This window comes from Natrialba sp. PRR66 (assembly GCF_034808065.1).
GTDB lineage: Archaea > Halobacteriota > Halobacteria > Halobacteriales > Natrialbaceae > Natrialba > Natrialba aegyptia.
This window is the reverse complement of the sequence record NZ_JAXHGN010000001.1, coordinates 493,388-508,211: the sequence shown is the minus strand read 5'-3', so window position 1 is coordinate 508,211 and position 14,824 is coordinate 493,388. Positions and strand designations below refer to the sequence as shown.

Below are 14,824 nucleotides of genomic sequence, written 5' to 3'. Positions count from 1 at the left end.
GGGCGTACTGATGTCTGCCGCCCCGCACAGCCGGCAGGTGGTCGGTATCTTGGGCTGTGCGGTTGGTGCGGTGCGGTTTGCTGTTGAAGACAGCAGTCGCTCATGGAGGGCCTCAGATCCGTCGTCTACGCACTCACACCAAGTGGATCGTACACTTCACCTCGGTCAAGCATGTGATAGATCGAAACCAGCATCTTCCGAGCGGTTGCGACGATTGCTTTCTGTGAGTTCTTCCGTCGCGCTAACCGCTCGTAGAACCGGCTGAGATACTCGTCGTGGCTGGTATGGACTGCAGTATGCGCAGCCTGGACCAACAACCACCGAACACGTCGTGATCCACACTTCGAGATCCCTCCCTCGATCCGCGAGTCATCTGACTCGCGGATCACCGGGTTCAATCCGACGTAGCTGACAACTTCTTTGTCCCCATCGAACCGATCAATCTCACCCAACTCGGCATAGATCGTCAGTGCCGTATAGTAACTCACGCCAGGAATCGTCATGAGCAGCTGGGTCTCCTTCAGAGACCCAGCGCGCTCTTCGATCGCTTTTTCGAGTTCCTGGATCTCGTCGGTGAGTGTCTCGATCACTTCAAGATAGAACTCCAACAACGTATCCCACGGTGTCGGGAGCGAGAGTTCCTGCAGGAACTCTCGCCCCTCGACACTCAGCGGCTTCACATCCTCAGTGATCCCGTGATCGGAGAGCAGTCCGTGGATTTTGTTGGCATACTCTGTCCGGTTCTCGACAAGCGACTGTCGCCCGCGCACTTGTGCGCGGGCTTGTTTAATCGGTTGGAACTTAACTCTCCGGCACAGAGTTCAACCGAACCATCCGTGCTAACTCTTTAGCGTCAACACGATCAGTCTTCTTGTCAGTGTCAGCGATCTGGTTCAGTTCTTTCGGATGGGCAACAGTCATGTCCAAATGTTGTGCAAGCGTATCGTGGATGTGGTAGTAATTGCTGGTCGCTTCGATAGCTGCTTGCGAACCAGCGTACCGCTGGGCGAGGTCGTCGAGGTTCGCGTTTTCGATGCGAACCTCTTCGACGATCTCTCCAGCATCATCCATTACTGCCACGTGTGCGTACCGTTTGTGGACGTCGATTCCGAGGTACATGGTCTGTTCACCCGGGACGCCAGTGCGTGAAGCAGAGATTCACCTATTCGGGCTTTCCCGGGGTGCCGCGTCGCGCGGCACCCGGGCTGTCACGCCCATGACTCGGCTTCTTTCGCACACGGACCAGTCAACACAATGTGCTTGATGGCACGGAATACCGGTCGGTCTCTTGCGCCCCATGCTTGGTTCACACTCTCATGGAGTAGCAGCGTTTCCATCGAGTCAACACGGTACTACAATTTGTTCTCTTACCGGTTGCCAGTCCAGTCGGTTTCCGTCTTGGTATATCGCTGATGCGGCACTGTCTAGATGAGAGTTTGAGGAAAGAGCAGGTGGTGGCGAGAAGTGCCTATGCAACTCGCCAACCTGCTCAGAGAGAGCTTAGACGTGGACTGTGATGATCTTTGGGAACTATTATAGCGGAAGCTATAGGCAATCGCCGACAGAGTACCGGAAAACAAGTGATACCGTTCTCGACGGCCGGCTTCGTCTCTCCTAAAACGACGAACTATGGAACTCGCGCTACAACAGAAAAGGCAGATCCCGCTGCTAAAAACTGATCTCTTTCGGAGGCCTGCTCTAAGCTCTTAAGCCATTGATCGGCCTCAATCTGACTGATCAAACCAGCATTTATCATCGACTTCAGTCTCTGCTTCAAACGGAATGTGAGGACCGCTGTCTCGGCATCATTAAGTGTTAGCGAATAGGAATTGACATGGACATCTTCGAATTCTGCTTCCCTGAATAGCCGGTATAGCTTCCGCCCTATCGAGGGGTTCTGGACGGGTGCAAACTCCGAATCTATGACATCGGACGCTATCTCGGAATCCGGCATGTCGAGAGCGTATGTCATCCAGTCGGGTTCTGTAGCCATAACGAAGCCGCCGGACTGAGTCACCCGTTTCATTTCCTGGATCGCATCTACAGGCGCTGGGACGTGCTGTAATACGCGTTCTGTTCTAGATCGATCAAACACATCATTCGAAAATGATAGATCAGTCGCGTCGTCAACAACAAATCTCACGTTCTCCTGCTCGCCGTATCTCGCCCTTGCCGTTTCAATCATTGATTCGCTGTTATCAGCTCCGACGACTGTCCCGTCCTCACCGACGTATTCAGCAATTCCGTCTACGTCTATTCCGATTCCACATCCCAAATCGAGAATTTTGTCTCCCTCGCGGGGACGAATCGCCCGATAACTGGCTTCTTTGGCTTGCTGCGCCCACTCGGTATCGGAAACATCTTCTAGAAATTCGATGTATCGTTCTGGATCGTGGCTGTCATCTACGTTTTCCCAGGTGGTTTCTTTAAAACTATAATTCATATCCCATATATTCGCCTTCTTCCTAATTAAACCACCGGTCTATTCTTATGAACAAGGCCATTTAAGAACAATTGGGAGTTGTTCTGGCCATAGAGTTTCCGTATATCAGATATAGCGATTAACGAGCATATGAAATATTGTAAAAGGTCATTCGCCTAATGGCTAATCTTCGACATCACAAGAGAGTTTCGCTCTTCTGAACGACGCCTTAGGCAAGGGTCTCCGCCACGCAACGTGGATGTAAGTTCAACAAGCCGCAATAACTCAGGATCGAACCTGAAGAGAAACTCGAGTCAGCCAGGAAGTGTCCGCGTGAACAAGAACTGCTGCGAGATTGTAGCCGCAGTGTGCCAACAGTGGCGGTAGAAGTGATCCGGTCACAACGAAAAGTGATCCGTAGACCAGTCCGTTTTCGAACTTGAACAGCACTTCTATCTTCCCGTATCCGATGTGGTGTATACCGAACGAGAAAGCGGACACGACGACAAAGACACCTGTCCCGAAGAAATGCTCGAGGAAGACATACCCCCCTCTGAAAATAATTTCCTCAAAAATCGGTACGAACAATACGGGGAGCATCGTGACTACCGATTCTGTTCCGTTACGGAGCGGTTTTTCGGCTATGTGAACCTTAATGTACGAATCGAACACGTATAATCCAACCCCAAGCGGAATTGTCGCGAGATATATCCACTGGGCCGTCAGCGGGATCTTGGTCAGACTGGTGAATACGACAGCAGAACCGACGACTACCACAAACCCGCTGTTAAACCAGTGTGCGTATAGGTGAAAATTGACAGGTAGCCACCGATGTACGACGACATAGATAGTCATCATATACGCTAGTGAAAGCAACGGGGTAGCTAGGAGGAGAATAATCCAAAACGGAGAGACAGTACTCATCACTCTCAGTTCGGTCGAAATGATATTAATGATTTATGGTTTTTGCTATGGTGATAGGAAATTCTGCAGGACCTGCCTCTTCAGTTCGTTCTCTATAGGCGTTCGACCATCCAAGTGCTTGGATCGACTGATCTTGGTCGTAGCGCTACTGGAGCAGGACAGCTTAAAACTCGATGTTGCAGCATCCCACAGAATCGCCATAATAGCGATTGTATGCACCGCTCACGAGCGGGTGCGATGACACGAGGAGGTTCAACGGTTATCCTCAATCCTGATGACGCTGGTTGTCTCGAATAGGCGCCCATCGGCTAGGTACATATACTGACGACCGATTTGGTTCGATACGGGCTTGGACCGATTGGCTACTCAACGCTAGAGAGACACCGTGACATCCAAAGACGGCGGCACTATCGATCGATACTGTGATATTTTGCCAGCGTTACGACCCTTCCGCAGGAGCATTGTTCTTAGTATTACTCGTCCCATCAACGTTGAAGTAATCTTGGATGTGGCCGTTACGTCGTTGGAACCCCAAGCAGGTTCCAGTAGTGAAACAGCCACAGTAGCACTGCTAGTGAACCGACGACTACGGTGTAGTGCACTCGAGCCAGAAACGACCAGAGCCTCTCACGCCAAACTGGGACGATGTAACCAGCGGCAGCAAGGGTTGCGACGGTAGCAGCGAGCGGCATAGCAAACAAGGCCCTGAAGCCTCTCGGCGGTCGGTTGAACAATTCAGGACCACCTAGAATCGATGTGATTACAGAAACAACGAGAACCGCCGCGACGAATCCGAACAAGAGCGCACCGGCACCACCCGCCGACCATCGCGCTCGCCGTGCCTGCTTGGCTTCGAGCGACGAAGAATCTCGGTATCGACGAACGATCACAGCAAGGGGCCATCCGAGGACACCAGATAGAACTACGAGCGATGAGGCGAGTGCTAGATTCGTTTGCATGGCCATATTGTCGTACAAAGAAACCGGAACGAGTGTGCGTGGAACTGAGCCGACCGCGCGGGCCGAATATTCTCCGTATGGTACTGTGCTGATCGAAAATCCCGCGACCGTGCCGTTATTCTCGTGAAACACGAGTGTTTGCTTCCCGTCCGCTCGACGGAAGACGAGCGGTTCGATTTCGACCCAGCGCTTAGTAGTGGATCCGTCCGTGACTAGCGTTCCGTCCTCCTCAATCCAGACCTCGGTGTCGGGAGCGTAGAACGACGCAAGCAGTGCTTTCTCATAGGTTGCGTTCTTGGCTGCGTGGAGATCTCGATACGTTCCCTCGAGGTCGTCAGCTCGTTCTGGACGGCCACTGGGCGTCAGTTCCGTATTGGTCGCTGGCACGTAATGGTCAAGAAACGCGTCCTGAACCGACCAGACGCTGGTACCGGGTTCGTGACCCAAAAACGAGACGAACAGTCCAAGATCAAGTTCCGGAATTAGGATGAGTGAACTTCGGTAACCGGGCCCGTCTCCGTCATGAGTGAGAAAGCGAACGCCGTCTCGATGGCGTTCAAAAAATCCGAACGTCATTCCGTCGAATTTTTCGTGGGGGGTGAACCACCGTCGGTGCATATCACTGGTTGCTTCTTCCGAGAGAATGCGCCCAGCGTCGGTTGCACCGCCGTTCAGGTGGGCCAGCATGAACTGCGCCATGTCGGTCCCCGTCGTCCACAGCCCGGACGACGGTGGGCCATTTGAGTGCCACAGTAGGTAATCGAGGAGGTGATCGCGGGTGTTCGAATCAAGGTGGTTAGGAATCGCCTCAAACGTGGACCGCTCCATTCTGAGTGGGTCGAATACATCGGTCGCGGCGTATTCATGGAACGGCGATCCGGTTACGTCGGCAACTAGCTGTCCGGTTAACGTGGCCACGTAGTTTGTATACCCCATCAGCTCGCCCGGTTGATGGATCCGTTCCGGTTGATAGGAGTCGATAGCGTCCTCGAGTGATTGTCGATGATCAAGGTCGCCAACCATCTCGTTCCGAATTCGATTCTCGTATCCAGCAGTGTGTGTTGCGAGATGTGACAACGTAATCGGCTTGTCGTACGTCTCCTGAACCGACACCGATTCGAGGTAGGGGTTCACATCATCATCTGGATCGATAACGCCCCGATCGACCAGTTGCATCGCTGCGGTGAATGTGATCAGTTTCGAGATCGAACCAGCTTGAATCGGCGTTTTCTCGGCTTTCACTGCGGTCTCGTCGAACGGTGTCTCTCCATACCCGCGTGAAAGAACGACCGATCCGTCGCGGACTATCGAAACAACTGCACCGGTCGCATCGTGTTTTGCGAGTTCAGCTTCAACGGTCTCATCGACAAAGGCTTCGAGGGAGTCGCGGCCTTCTGCGGTTGATCCGGTGTTCGTCGCTTGTGTCTGATCCGGAGCCACACCCAGTCCGATTGTGGCACCCGCAGTGGCGCTTCCCGCAAGAAAACGCCGCCGGGTAAGATATTCAGACATAGGTAGTACTATTACTCATTTTAATTATTAATCTTTCGATATTTATCTTATGATAAGACTGATTCGGATAGAGGTGCGACGTGTCTAGATGAGGCTAAGAAAATGGAACGTGGTGTTTCAAGGTGTTATTTCCCGAAACTCACGCTACAATCCTAATATCGGTCGGCTCCTATTCTGATAGAGATCGATGCCCAGTTGTATTTGCCTAGCCTTTCTCTTTTGAATACTGTTTAAGGGCCCTGTTTGAACTCATGATTTCACGGGTATGAGTCCTGGATGGCACGTTCGATGTTGCGGACTGCCGATTTCATTACAAGTCCACGGAATTGGCCGAACCAGGTTCTCGACCAGAGCGTATCGCCGTATCTGCGTCGGAGACCAAAAACACTGAGTCAGCGTTCGAGCGCTGGTGGTACGCCCGATCCTTGATGAGCAAATTTCTCGCCCACCCCCGCATCCCAGGATCTCGCTGCGGAATCAGCGGCGTGATACTTTCCGCATGCAACCTCGTGCGAAGTTCCTCCCAGTCGTCGCCCTTATCGGCAGCGACAGTCGCGAAATCGTCGAGATTCCGCACCAACACCTGCCAGCCAACTTGCGTATCGTGAGGTTGTTTCACCGAACAGTATATATCGAGAACCACATTGGTTTCACAATCGACGAGCAGCGTCGTCTTCACCGCCTCGAACGTGTAGTCCGTCCGTCTTGCGTAGTGCTGGCCGGCCTGGACGCGATCAACACCGGTTGCGTCGATCGCCTGTACATCACCAAGATCATACAGTTCGACAGACTGATCGAGGATCGCTCGCCACCGCTTCATCGGAATCGCCTGCTTTCGCGTACACACGGTTGAGAAGTGTGGGACCGTTTTTGGCGTCAATCCGAGTGATTCCGTCACTCTTGGCATCTCGCGGAGGACGTCCATCAGCTTCTGATACGGATGGCGAGATACTCTTTCAATCCCTGAACGGCGAGAACCACCCAGTCAGCGTAGCCGTCTTCTCCCGGACGGTAGGCCGGAGCTGGCGTACCAACGACGGCTTTTTGGGCGAGCGATACAAACTTCTCTGTGAAGCGGAAGGTCTTCGTGTACACAACGAACCCGTCCCGCTTCACTTCCTAGTATGTTTATCAATTCTCTTGAGATACTATCACGATGATACGAGTTCGATCTACACTGCTAACGTTTGAGCGTCTAAACAAGCCCTGTTTAAATTCTCGAAATAATCGGTGTTGACCGGGCTTAACCGACTGTTCATACCGGGTTCACAAAGCGGACTGCAATCAGAGGCCAAATCACGTCGTGGTTGACGAGAGTGTGATTCGGTTCAACGGTGAGCAGTATTAGCTGTACGCTGCGACTAATTCCGACTCAAACAAATTATCGCATCGCTCTTGAGTAGCACATTGTTTATGGAACGCTGTCTTGCTATTTTACGGAGATAGACTGGTGTTGAGTTATGGCTTTGGATCCGCTCTACACGTCGATCTGTATCAATCGAACCAGCGAACGAATCGGATCAACAATATCCTACAGAAGAGCGTTGTCGCATACACTAGGTGACCAACGAAAACGACGGTCATAGCGAGCGCGTTCTTCATGGAGTTATACGAGAATCACAATGTTGAAGATGCAATAATTTTCGTTGATGGTAACAAATCACTGAACACGCCTGTTAGCACCACGGCCTTGATTTCGGATGCGAACGATAGGGAAATTGGAACAGTATTGAACACGCCTTTAACATCTACTAGCAGCACACAGGCAATAACTGCTGACCAGTAGCTCAATTCATTCGCGTTTGCACGGAATCAGCTACTCGAAACACGCCATTCGAGTCAGCACCAGTACGATTAGAACTCATCTCATCCAGATAATTCACTCGGCGATACAAAAAATACGAGACGGAGTCACAGTTACCGTATGCTTAGTCTTCGAGGACGATCTCGATCGAGACGTCGTTTGGCACCTGAATGCGCATGAGCTGTCGGAGTGCGCGTTCGTCGGCGTCCAGATCGATCAGGCGCTTGTGGACGCGCATCTCCCAGTGCTCCCACGTGGCGGTACCCTCGCCGTCAGGCGACTTCCGGGTCGGCACCTCAAGGGTCTTGGTCGGCAGCGGAATCGGACCGCTCAGGTTGACGCCGGTGTTGTTCGCAATCTCGCGGACGTCGTCGCAGATGTCGTCTAAGTCGTCTGGACTCGTGCCCGCGAGTCGAACGCGTGCCTGCTGCATTTATTTCTCGTTGACGTCGAGGACCTTGCCGGCCGCGATGGTCTGGCCCATGTCGCGGATGGCGAAGCTCCCGAGTTCAGGAATTTCGCTGGACGGTTCGATGCTGAGGGGCTTCTGCGGTCGGATCGTCACGACCGCATTGTCGCCCGACTGGATGAAGTCGGGGTCTTCCTCGGTGACCTCGCCGGTACTGCCGTCCATCTTCTTGTCGATGGATTCGATCGTACAGGCGACCTGTGCCGTGTGGGCGTGGAAGACCGGCGTGTAGCCGGCCGTGATGACCGAGGGGTGCTGCATGACGACGACCTGGGCCTGGAAGGTCTCGGCGACCTTTGGCGGGTTGTCGGCTGGGCCACAGACGTCACCGCGGCGGATGTCGTCCTTGCCGATGCCGCGGACGTTGAATCCGACGTTGTCACCGGGTTCGGCCTTTGGCACTTCCTCGTGGTGCATCTCGATCGTCTTGACCTCGCCACCGACGTCCGATGGCTGGAAGACGACGTCGTCGCCGGTGTTCATGATACCGGTTTCGATGCGGCCGACCGGGACGGTCCCGATACCCGAAATCGTGTAGACGTCCTGGATCGGCAGGCGGAGCGAGGCGTCCGTCGGCGGCTCCGGCTCCGGCAGGTCGTTCAGGGCCTCGAGCAGGATTTCGCCGTCGTACCAGTCCGTGTTCTCGGAGGATTCGGCGATGTTGTCGCCCTCGAACGCCGAGATGGGGATGAACGAGGCGTCTGCGGTGTTGAACTGCACCTGCTTGAGGAGCTGCGTAACTTCCTCGACGACGTCGTCGTAGGTGGATTCCTTGTAGTCGACGACGTCCATCTTGTTGACGCCGATGATGAGTTCGTCGATACCGAGGGTGCGAGCCAGGAAGACGTGCTCCTGGGTCTGGGGCGCGACACCGTCGTCAGCGGCGACGACGAGGACGGCGTTGTCCGCCTGGGATGCGCCCGTGATCATGTTCTTGACGAAGTCGCGGTGACCAGGACAGTCGACGATTGTGAAGTCGTACTCGTCGGTGGAGAACTCCTGGTGGGCGATGTCGATGGTGACACCACGCTCTCGCTCCTCGGCGAGGTTGTCCATGACGTAGGCGAACTCGAAGCCGCCCTTGCCCTTCTCTTCGGCTTCTTCGCGGTGCTGTTCGATGACGTGCTCTGGTACGCTCCCCGTCTCGTAGAGGAGTCGTCCCACGAGCGTACTCTTCCCGTGGTCAACGTGGCCGATGATGGCCAGGTTCTGGTGTTGGTCGCTCATTGTTGTAGCTCACGCGCAGAGGCGCTTATATCGGTCCTTTTTGCTCGTTGCGGTTAAAACCATTTCGAAAACGTATTCGTCCGAACCCGACGCCCGCTTGCGGTTTGTGTCATGTCCACACGGATCGGTCCGAAACGAACACTGACAGCTGAACTCGACTGTCGTGCTCAGTTACAGTGGTGGAAGACGACCCACGTCGGAGAGGACTGCCGTCGCCGTTTCGGGACCGCCAGCGCCCCGACCGCTCGAATGAAGCGAGCCGGCGTTTCGGGTTTCGATCTGGACGATATTTCGCGTCCCGGTCACAGCGAGGGCCCCGTTTTCGGGGACGAGTCGTGGACTCACACGGACCCCGTCACGAGTTGCCTCGCCAATGAGTCGAATCGTGCGCCCGTCTTCGGCGGCGAGTTCAAGCGCGCTGCCGGGGACGTTCTGGATACCTTCGACGGTTGCATCGTCGAGCGAGAAGCCGCCGTCCGCCAGGACGTTTGCGAGGATGACGAATTTCAGGGCGGCATCGGTGCCGTCGACGTCGAACGTGGGGTCGGCTTCGGCGACGCCTAAGTCTTGGGCTTCCGCGAGGACGTGTTCGTAGTCGAGTCCCTCGGCGGCCATGCGGGTGAGGATGAAGTTCGCAGTGCCGTTGAGAACTCCGCGGACGGCGGTGACTGCCTGCGGCGTCGAGTCTTCGATCGTCGAGAGGACGGGGATCGCACCGCCGACGGTGGCCTCGAATCGGATCGCGCCTGCACTGCCGGCTTCCAGTTCACGGAGTTCGTCGTAGCGTTCGGCGACGGGGCCTTTGTTCGCGAGCACGACGTGGTGGTCGGTCTCGAGTGCACGCTTCGCGTGCGTAAAGCCGGGGTCAGCGTCGCCGAGCGTCGTCGGGGTGGCCTCGACGAGCACGTCGTAGTCGGTCTCGAAGACGGCTTCGGGCGCAGTCTCTCCGAGGTTTTCGCCGCTTCGTTTGCGCTTGACTACGTCCGTCACGTCGATGCCCTCGGAGTCGACGGCGGCGCTCGTCGAGTCGGCGAGGGCGACGACCTCGTGTTCGTACTCCGCGGCGAGTTCAGCGACGGAGCGGCCGACGTTTCCGGCGCCGAGGATCGCGAGGCGCTGTCCCATCAGGCGTCACCTCCGAGGAGCGGCTCGACGACGGTGAGGTCCTTGGTTGAGCCGATCGAGCGGATGGCTTCGAGCGCGGCGTCGGTTCGGCCGGAGTCGACGGCGAGTCGCAGTCGGGCGCTGGAGGTGGCCTCGGTGCCGTCGGGGGCGGCGAGCGAGAGGTCGATGACGGCGGCGTCCGCCTCGGTTTCGATCCGCGAGAGCGTCTCCGAGAGGTCGTTTTCGACGAGGTGGCCGACGAGGACGACGCTGATTTCCTCGCCGTAGCGTTCGGCACCGGCCTGGATGACGTTGACGCCGGCACCGCGGAGTCCTTCGACGACGTCGTCGAACCGATCGGGTGGGCATTCGAGGTCGACTTCGACGGGGATGTGGCCGCGGGGTGTGATGTTGCCCCGCTCGTGGTGTATGCTCAGGAGATTGCCGCCGTTGTCCGCGATCGGGGAGAGCGCACGAAGGAGCTCGCCGGGTTCGTCGACGAGTTCGAGGCGGACGGTGTAGGCGTGGACGCCACCGTCGGTTTCTGTTTCAGTTTCAGTTTCCGCTTCCGCTTCCATTTCTGTTGTGGTTTCGGCGTCCTCGCTGTCCGTGTTGGGGTTGCCGTCGGCGTCGTCGGATGTGGCCGCGTGGTCGACAGCGGTCGTGTCTGGGTCTGCATCTCCAGTTGCGTCCGCGTCGTCGGCCGCTTGGCCGTCTACGGCGGGTTCGTTACCCATTACCCTCACCTCCTGCGGTCGGACATCCACACGTCGTCATGGTGACTTACTCCGTAACTCGAGCGTAAAAGGATATAGGAACTCTCAAAACTGACCGATCCTGCCAACGACAAGCACACAGCGGTGGGATATCCGCTATCGATCGAGACCAGCAGTTCAGAGGTGGTCTTTTCCGGGATTCGACGATCCCCAGTCGCCGCGGCCGCCTTCGGTCCGGTCGACCCCCATAATCGACTCGGCCTGGTCCGGCCCGCCGAGGCTTTCGCGAGCGTCCGGCACGCGAACCGTCACCTCGTCTATTTCGGGCCACTTGAGGAGTTCAGCCTCGATATTGCCCGTCGTCACATTGCTGACCGAACAGCCCTTGCACCCACCGCCGAGTTCGATGATGACTTCGCCGGACTCCGGGTCAGCCTCGCGGACCGCGCTGGTTCCGCCGTGCATCTGGATAATCGGCATCTCGCGGGCGAGCCACGTCTCGACGCGTTCCCGAAGCGGCCCGTCGGTATCGGAATCACTCATTTGCCCGCCCTACGAACTCGAGGAGTGAATAGGTTTGGTCCTCGAGCGATCGGACCGTGCACTGCGACCGAACTCGTCAGGAACGCAGTCGGCGACGCAGCCACGCCGCGCCGACCATACCGCCTGCAAGTCCCATTGCGCCGGCAGCGCCGGTGAACCCGGGGATCGACTCGCCGATAGCGCCGCCGTCGTCACTGCCGGACTCGGTATCGCCGCTATCCGGGTCCGTCGGGAACGTAACGAGTTCACCCGTCGTCCCCGCCTTGGGAATCACGTCGGTGCTGCTCGCGACGAACGCCGTCTCCGGGTCGAGGATGCGGGCGGTCCAGAAACCGGTCGTTTCGGCGTCGCGCCAGGCGGCGAGTTCGGTTGGATCGGCGGGGTCGGAGACATCGTGAATTTTGACGCCGCCTTGGTACCAAGCGGAGTAGAGCCGGCCGTTCCGGAGTTCAAAGTTGTGGGCGGTCGTCCACGTGCCGCCGCGGTAGGACTCGTCGTCGGCGGCGGGGGCGTCGATGCTGGCTTGGTGGGTGGGCGTTGTGGGATCGCTGATGTCATAAAGGTCGATCCCGCCGGCTCCGTCCGGGTCGTCGCTGCCGGTGGCCCAGGCCTCGCGCCCGACGGCCATGAGGTCGCCGGTGTCGTCGACGGCGGCGTAGTGGTCGTTGCCGGGGAGGCTGAACTGGGCCGTCTCGTCGTCGAGCGTGCGCTGTTCGTCGCGGTCCAGTTCGGGATCGACGACGTGCGAGACGTACGCTGGCGCGTCCGGGTCGCTCACGTCGACCAGGTAGGTGCCGGCGTTCCAGAACGGGAGATACGCGATGTCGTCCTGGACGTAGACGTCGTGGACGTAGCGGGCGAGCCAGTAGAGGTCTTCCCACGTAGAATCGTAATCGAGCAGCGCCCAGCGCCCGCGTTCGGTGACCGTGTCGTCGCCGAGATCGAAGATGACGAGTTCGTTCGCCGCGGGCGGCGAGCCGTTGGAGACGACGAACAGGCGGTCGCCCTCGAGATAGCAGTTGTGGATGTGAAAGCCGGTTTCGTAGGGTTCGATAGCAGGAGTCGGATCGGCGGGGTCGCTCACGTCGTAACAGCAAAAGCCGTGAAAGACCTCCTCAGAGGTCGGATTGGCGGGGCCGGGGACGACGAGTCGGTTGCCGTCTACTTCTACGTCGAGGATTTCGATAAGCGGGGTCCCGTCGACCGTGATCCCGCCCTCGCGAGCGAGCACCGTCGGGTCCGCGGGGTCGGAGACGTCAACGGTCGCAAAGCCCGTCGTGGTTGCGACGTACGCGATGTCGCCGTCGTCACCAACGACGGTTTCGGCCGCGCGGTCGATCTCCACGCGCCCGAGTGGTTCGTACGACGACGGCGTCGCATCCTGGGGCGTCGAACTGACGTTCGACGTGCTATCCTGCGTGGCTGCGGGAGCGCCGGTGGCGGCGGTCGCGGACACCGAAAGAGCGGCCCCCGCTGTCAGCCCGGTTCGGAGGAACGATCGGCGGCGCATACAGGCATCTCGACCTGTTGATTCAAATACTATTGGTTCTCCCGCGAGTCCGTCGGTGTCAGTTTTGAAGGCGAGTCCGATCGCCGGTCCCCTGTGTCAGTGCGCTTGCGATCGCGCCTTCGAGAACGACGTCATCGCCGTGATCGGTCACTCGAATTTCGGGGACGTTCGTCATCACCATGTCGGCGATGCGGTCGCGAATCGGGTCGACGACTAACGCTTCGTTGTGGAGGGCGACGGCCCCGCCGAAGGAGATCATGATCGGCGCGAACGAGTGGATTACGTTCGTTATCCCCATGGCGTTCCAGTGGGCCAGTTGGTCGATGACGTACTCGGCGAGTTCGTCTTCGCCGGCGAACTCGAAGACGTCCTTGGCGGTGAACTCGGGGCTCTCGAGGGGGAGATCGGTCGAGATCGTGGGGTCGTCCTCGGCGAGCAGGCGTGCGTAGTCGGGAATGGCGTTGCCCGAGCAGTAGGCTTCCCAGTGGCCGTCGCGGCCGCAGCCGCAGGTCAGGCGACCGCGCGGGTCGACGACGCAGTGGCCGACCTCGCCGGCGTTGCCGTCCCAGCCGCCGAGGATTTCGCCGTCGCAGCAGATGCCGGCTCCGACGCCCGAGGAGATGGTGATGTAGACCATGTCGTCGGGGTTGCGGTCGGCGTGAAAGCGCTCGCCGATGACGCCGGCGGTTGTGTCGTTGTGGAGGTAGACTTCGTCGGTATCGAGCAACTTTTCAATCGGTCCCGTGAGCGGAATGCGGTCGATCGAGTCCGGGAGGTTCGCCGGATCGATCACAGCACCCTCCGCGAGGTCGAACGGGCCGATCGAGCCGATACCGGCGGCGACGACCTCGCCCGGCGTGACGCCGGCGTCGCCGCAGGCTTCTCGGAGCGTTCGAAGAACGCCTTCCGTAATGTCGATTCCCGTCGGTCCACGTGGTGTGGCGTTCCGACTGACGCCGATCGTCGTCCCGTCGTCCGTAGCGACGGCCGCCCGGACGTTCGTCGCGCCGAGATCGACGCCCGCATAGTAGACCATCCTATTCGAATGAGCGCCGCGGCGTTACTTAACTACACATATTGTACTCGACAACGAGTAGTGACTGCGACAGATTTCGTTCCGTGGTATCGTGTTATCGGGTTACCGACGATCGGCGACGCTCACTCGTCCTCGTTTCGGACGAACGTCACCGGACAGGGAGCCGAGAGGAGAACCTCCTGTGCGGTCGAGCCGAAGACCGCCTTCCCCGTCGGCGACCGCCGCCGCCCGCCGACGACGACCCGATCGGCGTCGACTGCCGTTGCCATGTCGACGATCGCTGGCCCGTGGTCGCCGACGGCCCCTCGCGTCTCGTAGTCGATCTCGTACTCGTCGAGCGTCTCCTGTAATTCCCTGATCGTCGAGTGGCGCATCGCGACTTCGTCCGGATCGTCCTCTGCCACCTCAGTATCGAAATCCAGGCGCGTCAATACCTCGTCGTACTCGGAACTGGTAAAGACGTGGCCGAGAACGACCGTCGCATCCGCCGGTGCCGCGATTTCGACGACGGTTTCTGCCAGTTTCTCGCTTCGATCAGCATCACCCGGTCCAACCGCAAGAAGGACGGTTTGTAGCGTCATGTCTCGACTATATTCGC

Annotated in this window: 12 protein-coding genes and 2 pseudogenes; 1 reads left to right on the top strand and 13 read right to left on the bottom strand. The window is 57.8% G+C overall.

What is annotated here, in order from left to right; all coding sequences use genetic code 11:
- Nucleotides 1-125: 125 nt before the first annotated feature.
- From SM755_RS02395 to SM755_RS02375, 5 genes and pseudogenes are all read right to left on the bottom strand, one after another.
- Nucleotides 126-1,119, bottom strand: a pseudogene (locus SM755_RS02395) (IS110 family transposase).
- A 508-nt stretch (nt 1,120-1,627) separates the two neighbouring features.
- The gene (locus tag SM755_RS02390; RefSeq protein ID WP_323171285.1) at nt 1,628-2,443 is read right to left on the bottom strand and encodes a methyltransferase domain-containing protein; all 816 of its coding nucleotides are present in this window, start codon (nt 2,441-2,443) and stop codon (nt 1,628-1,630) included.
- A gap of 264 nt (nt 2,444-2,707) precedes the next feature.
- On the bottom strand, nt 2,708-3,346 hold the full coding sequence (locus tag SM755_RS02385) for a CPBP family intramembrane glutamic endopeptidase (protein WP_323171284.1): 639 nt from the start codon (nt 3,344-3,346) through the stop codon (nt 2,708-2,710).
- A 515-nt stretch (nt 3,347-3,861) separates the two neighbouring features.
- Nucleotides 3,862-5,817, bottom strand: coding sequence for a serine hydrolase (locus SM755_RS02380; protein ID WP_323171283.1), 1,956 nt, complete (start codon nt 5,815-5,817; stop codon nt 3,862-3,864).
- Between the two features lie 257 nt (nt 5,818-6,074).
- Nucleotides 6,075-6,912: pseudogene (locus SM755_RS02375) on the bottom strand (IS5 family transposase).
- Nucleotides 6,913-7,417: 505 nt separating this feature from the next.
- On the opposite strand from SM755_RS02375, the gene SM755_RS02370 reads away from it, so the two are divergent.
- Complete coding sequence (locus SM755_RS02370) at nt 7,418-7,603, top strand: hypothetical protein (RefSeq protein ID WP_323171282.1); 186 nt, start codon at nt 7,418-7,420, stop codon at nt 7,601-7,603.
- Between the two features lie 142 nt (nt 7,604-7,745).
- On the opposite strand, the gene rpsJ is transcribed toward SM755_RS02370, so the two are convergent.
- The 8 genes from rpsJ to SM755_RS02330 all read right to left on the bottom strand — a co-directional run bounded on the left by rpsJ (nt 7,746) and on the right by SM755_RS02330 (nt 14,807).
- Nucleotides 7,746-8,054, bottom strand: a complete 309-nt coding sequence (gene rpsJ, locus SM755_RS02365; RefSeq protein ID WP_004215311.1) for a 30S ribosomal protein S10 — start codon at nt 8,052-8,054, stop codon at nt 7,746-7,748.
- Complete coding sequence (tuf, locus tag SM755_RS02360; RefSeq protein ID WP_323171281.1) at nt 8,055-9,317, bottom strand: translation elongation factor EF-1 subunit alpha; 1,263 nt, start codon at nt 9,315-9,317, stop codon at nt 8,055-8,057.
- 171 nt (nt 9,318-9,488) lie between these two features.
- On the bottom strand, nt 9,489-10,442 hold the full coding sequence (locus tag SM755_RS02355; protein ID WP_323171280.1) for a homoserine dehydrogenase: 954 nt from the start codon (nt 10,440-10,442) through the stop codon (nt 9,489-9,491).
- Entirely contained in the window at nt 10,442-10,999 is a 558-nt protein-coding gene (locus tag SM755_RS02350; RefSeq protein ID WP_369335238.1) for an amino acid-binding protein, read from the bottom strand. The genes SM755_RS02355 and SM755_RS02350 overlap by 1 nt, the downstream gene beginning before the upstream one ends.
- Before the next feature lie 315 nt (nt 11,000-11,314).
- A complete protein-coding gene (locus tag SM755_RS02345) occupies nt 11,315-11,680 on the bottom strand; it encodes a NifU family protein (protein ID WP_323171278.1) in 366 nt (121 codons plus the stop codon).
- A gap of 76 nt (nt 11,681-11,756) precedes the next feature.
- Nucleotides 11,757-13,190, bottom strand: a complete 1,434-nt coding sequence (locus tag SM755_RS02340) for a hypothetical protein (protein ID WP_323171277.1) — start codon at nt 13,188-13,190, stop codon at nt 11,757-11,759.
- 58 nt (nt 13,191-13,248) lie between these two features.
- Nucleotides 13,249-14,226: an ROK family protein gene (locus SM755_RS02335; protein ID WP_323171276.1), complete on the bottom strand. Its 978-nt coding sequence runs from the start codon at nt 14,224-14,226 to the stop codon at nt 13,249-13,251.
- A gap of 122 nt (nt 14,227-14,348) precedes the next feature.
- A complete protein-coding gene (locus tag SM755_RS02330; RefSeq protein WP_323171275.1) occupies nt 14,349-14,807 on the bottom strand; it encodes a universal stress protein in 459 nt (152 codons plus the stop codon).
- Between the last annotated feature and the right edge of the window lie 17 nt (nt 14,808-14,824).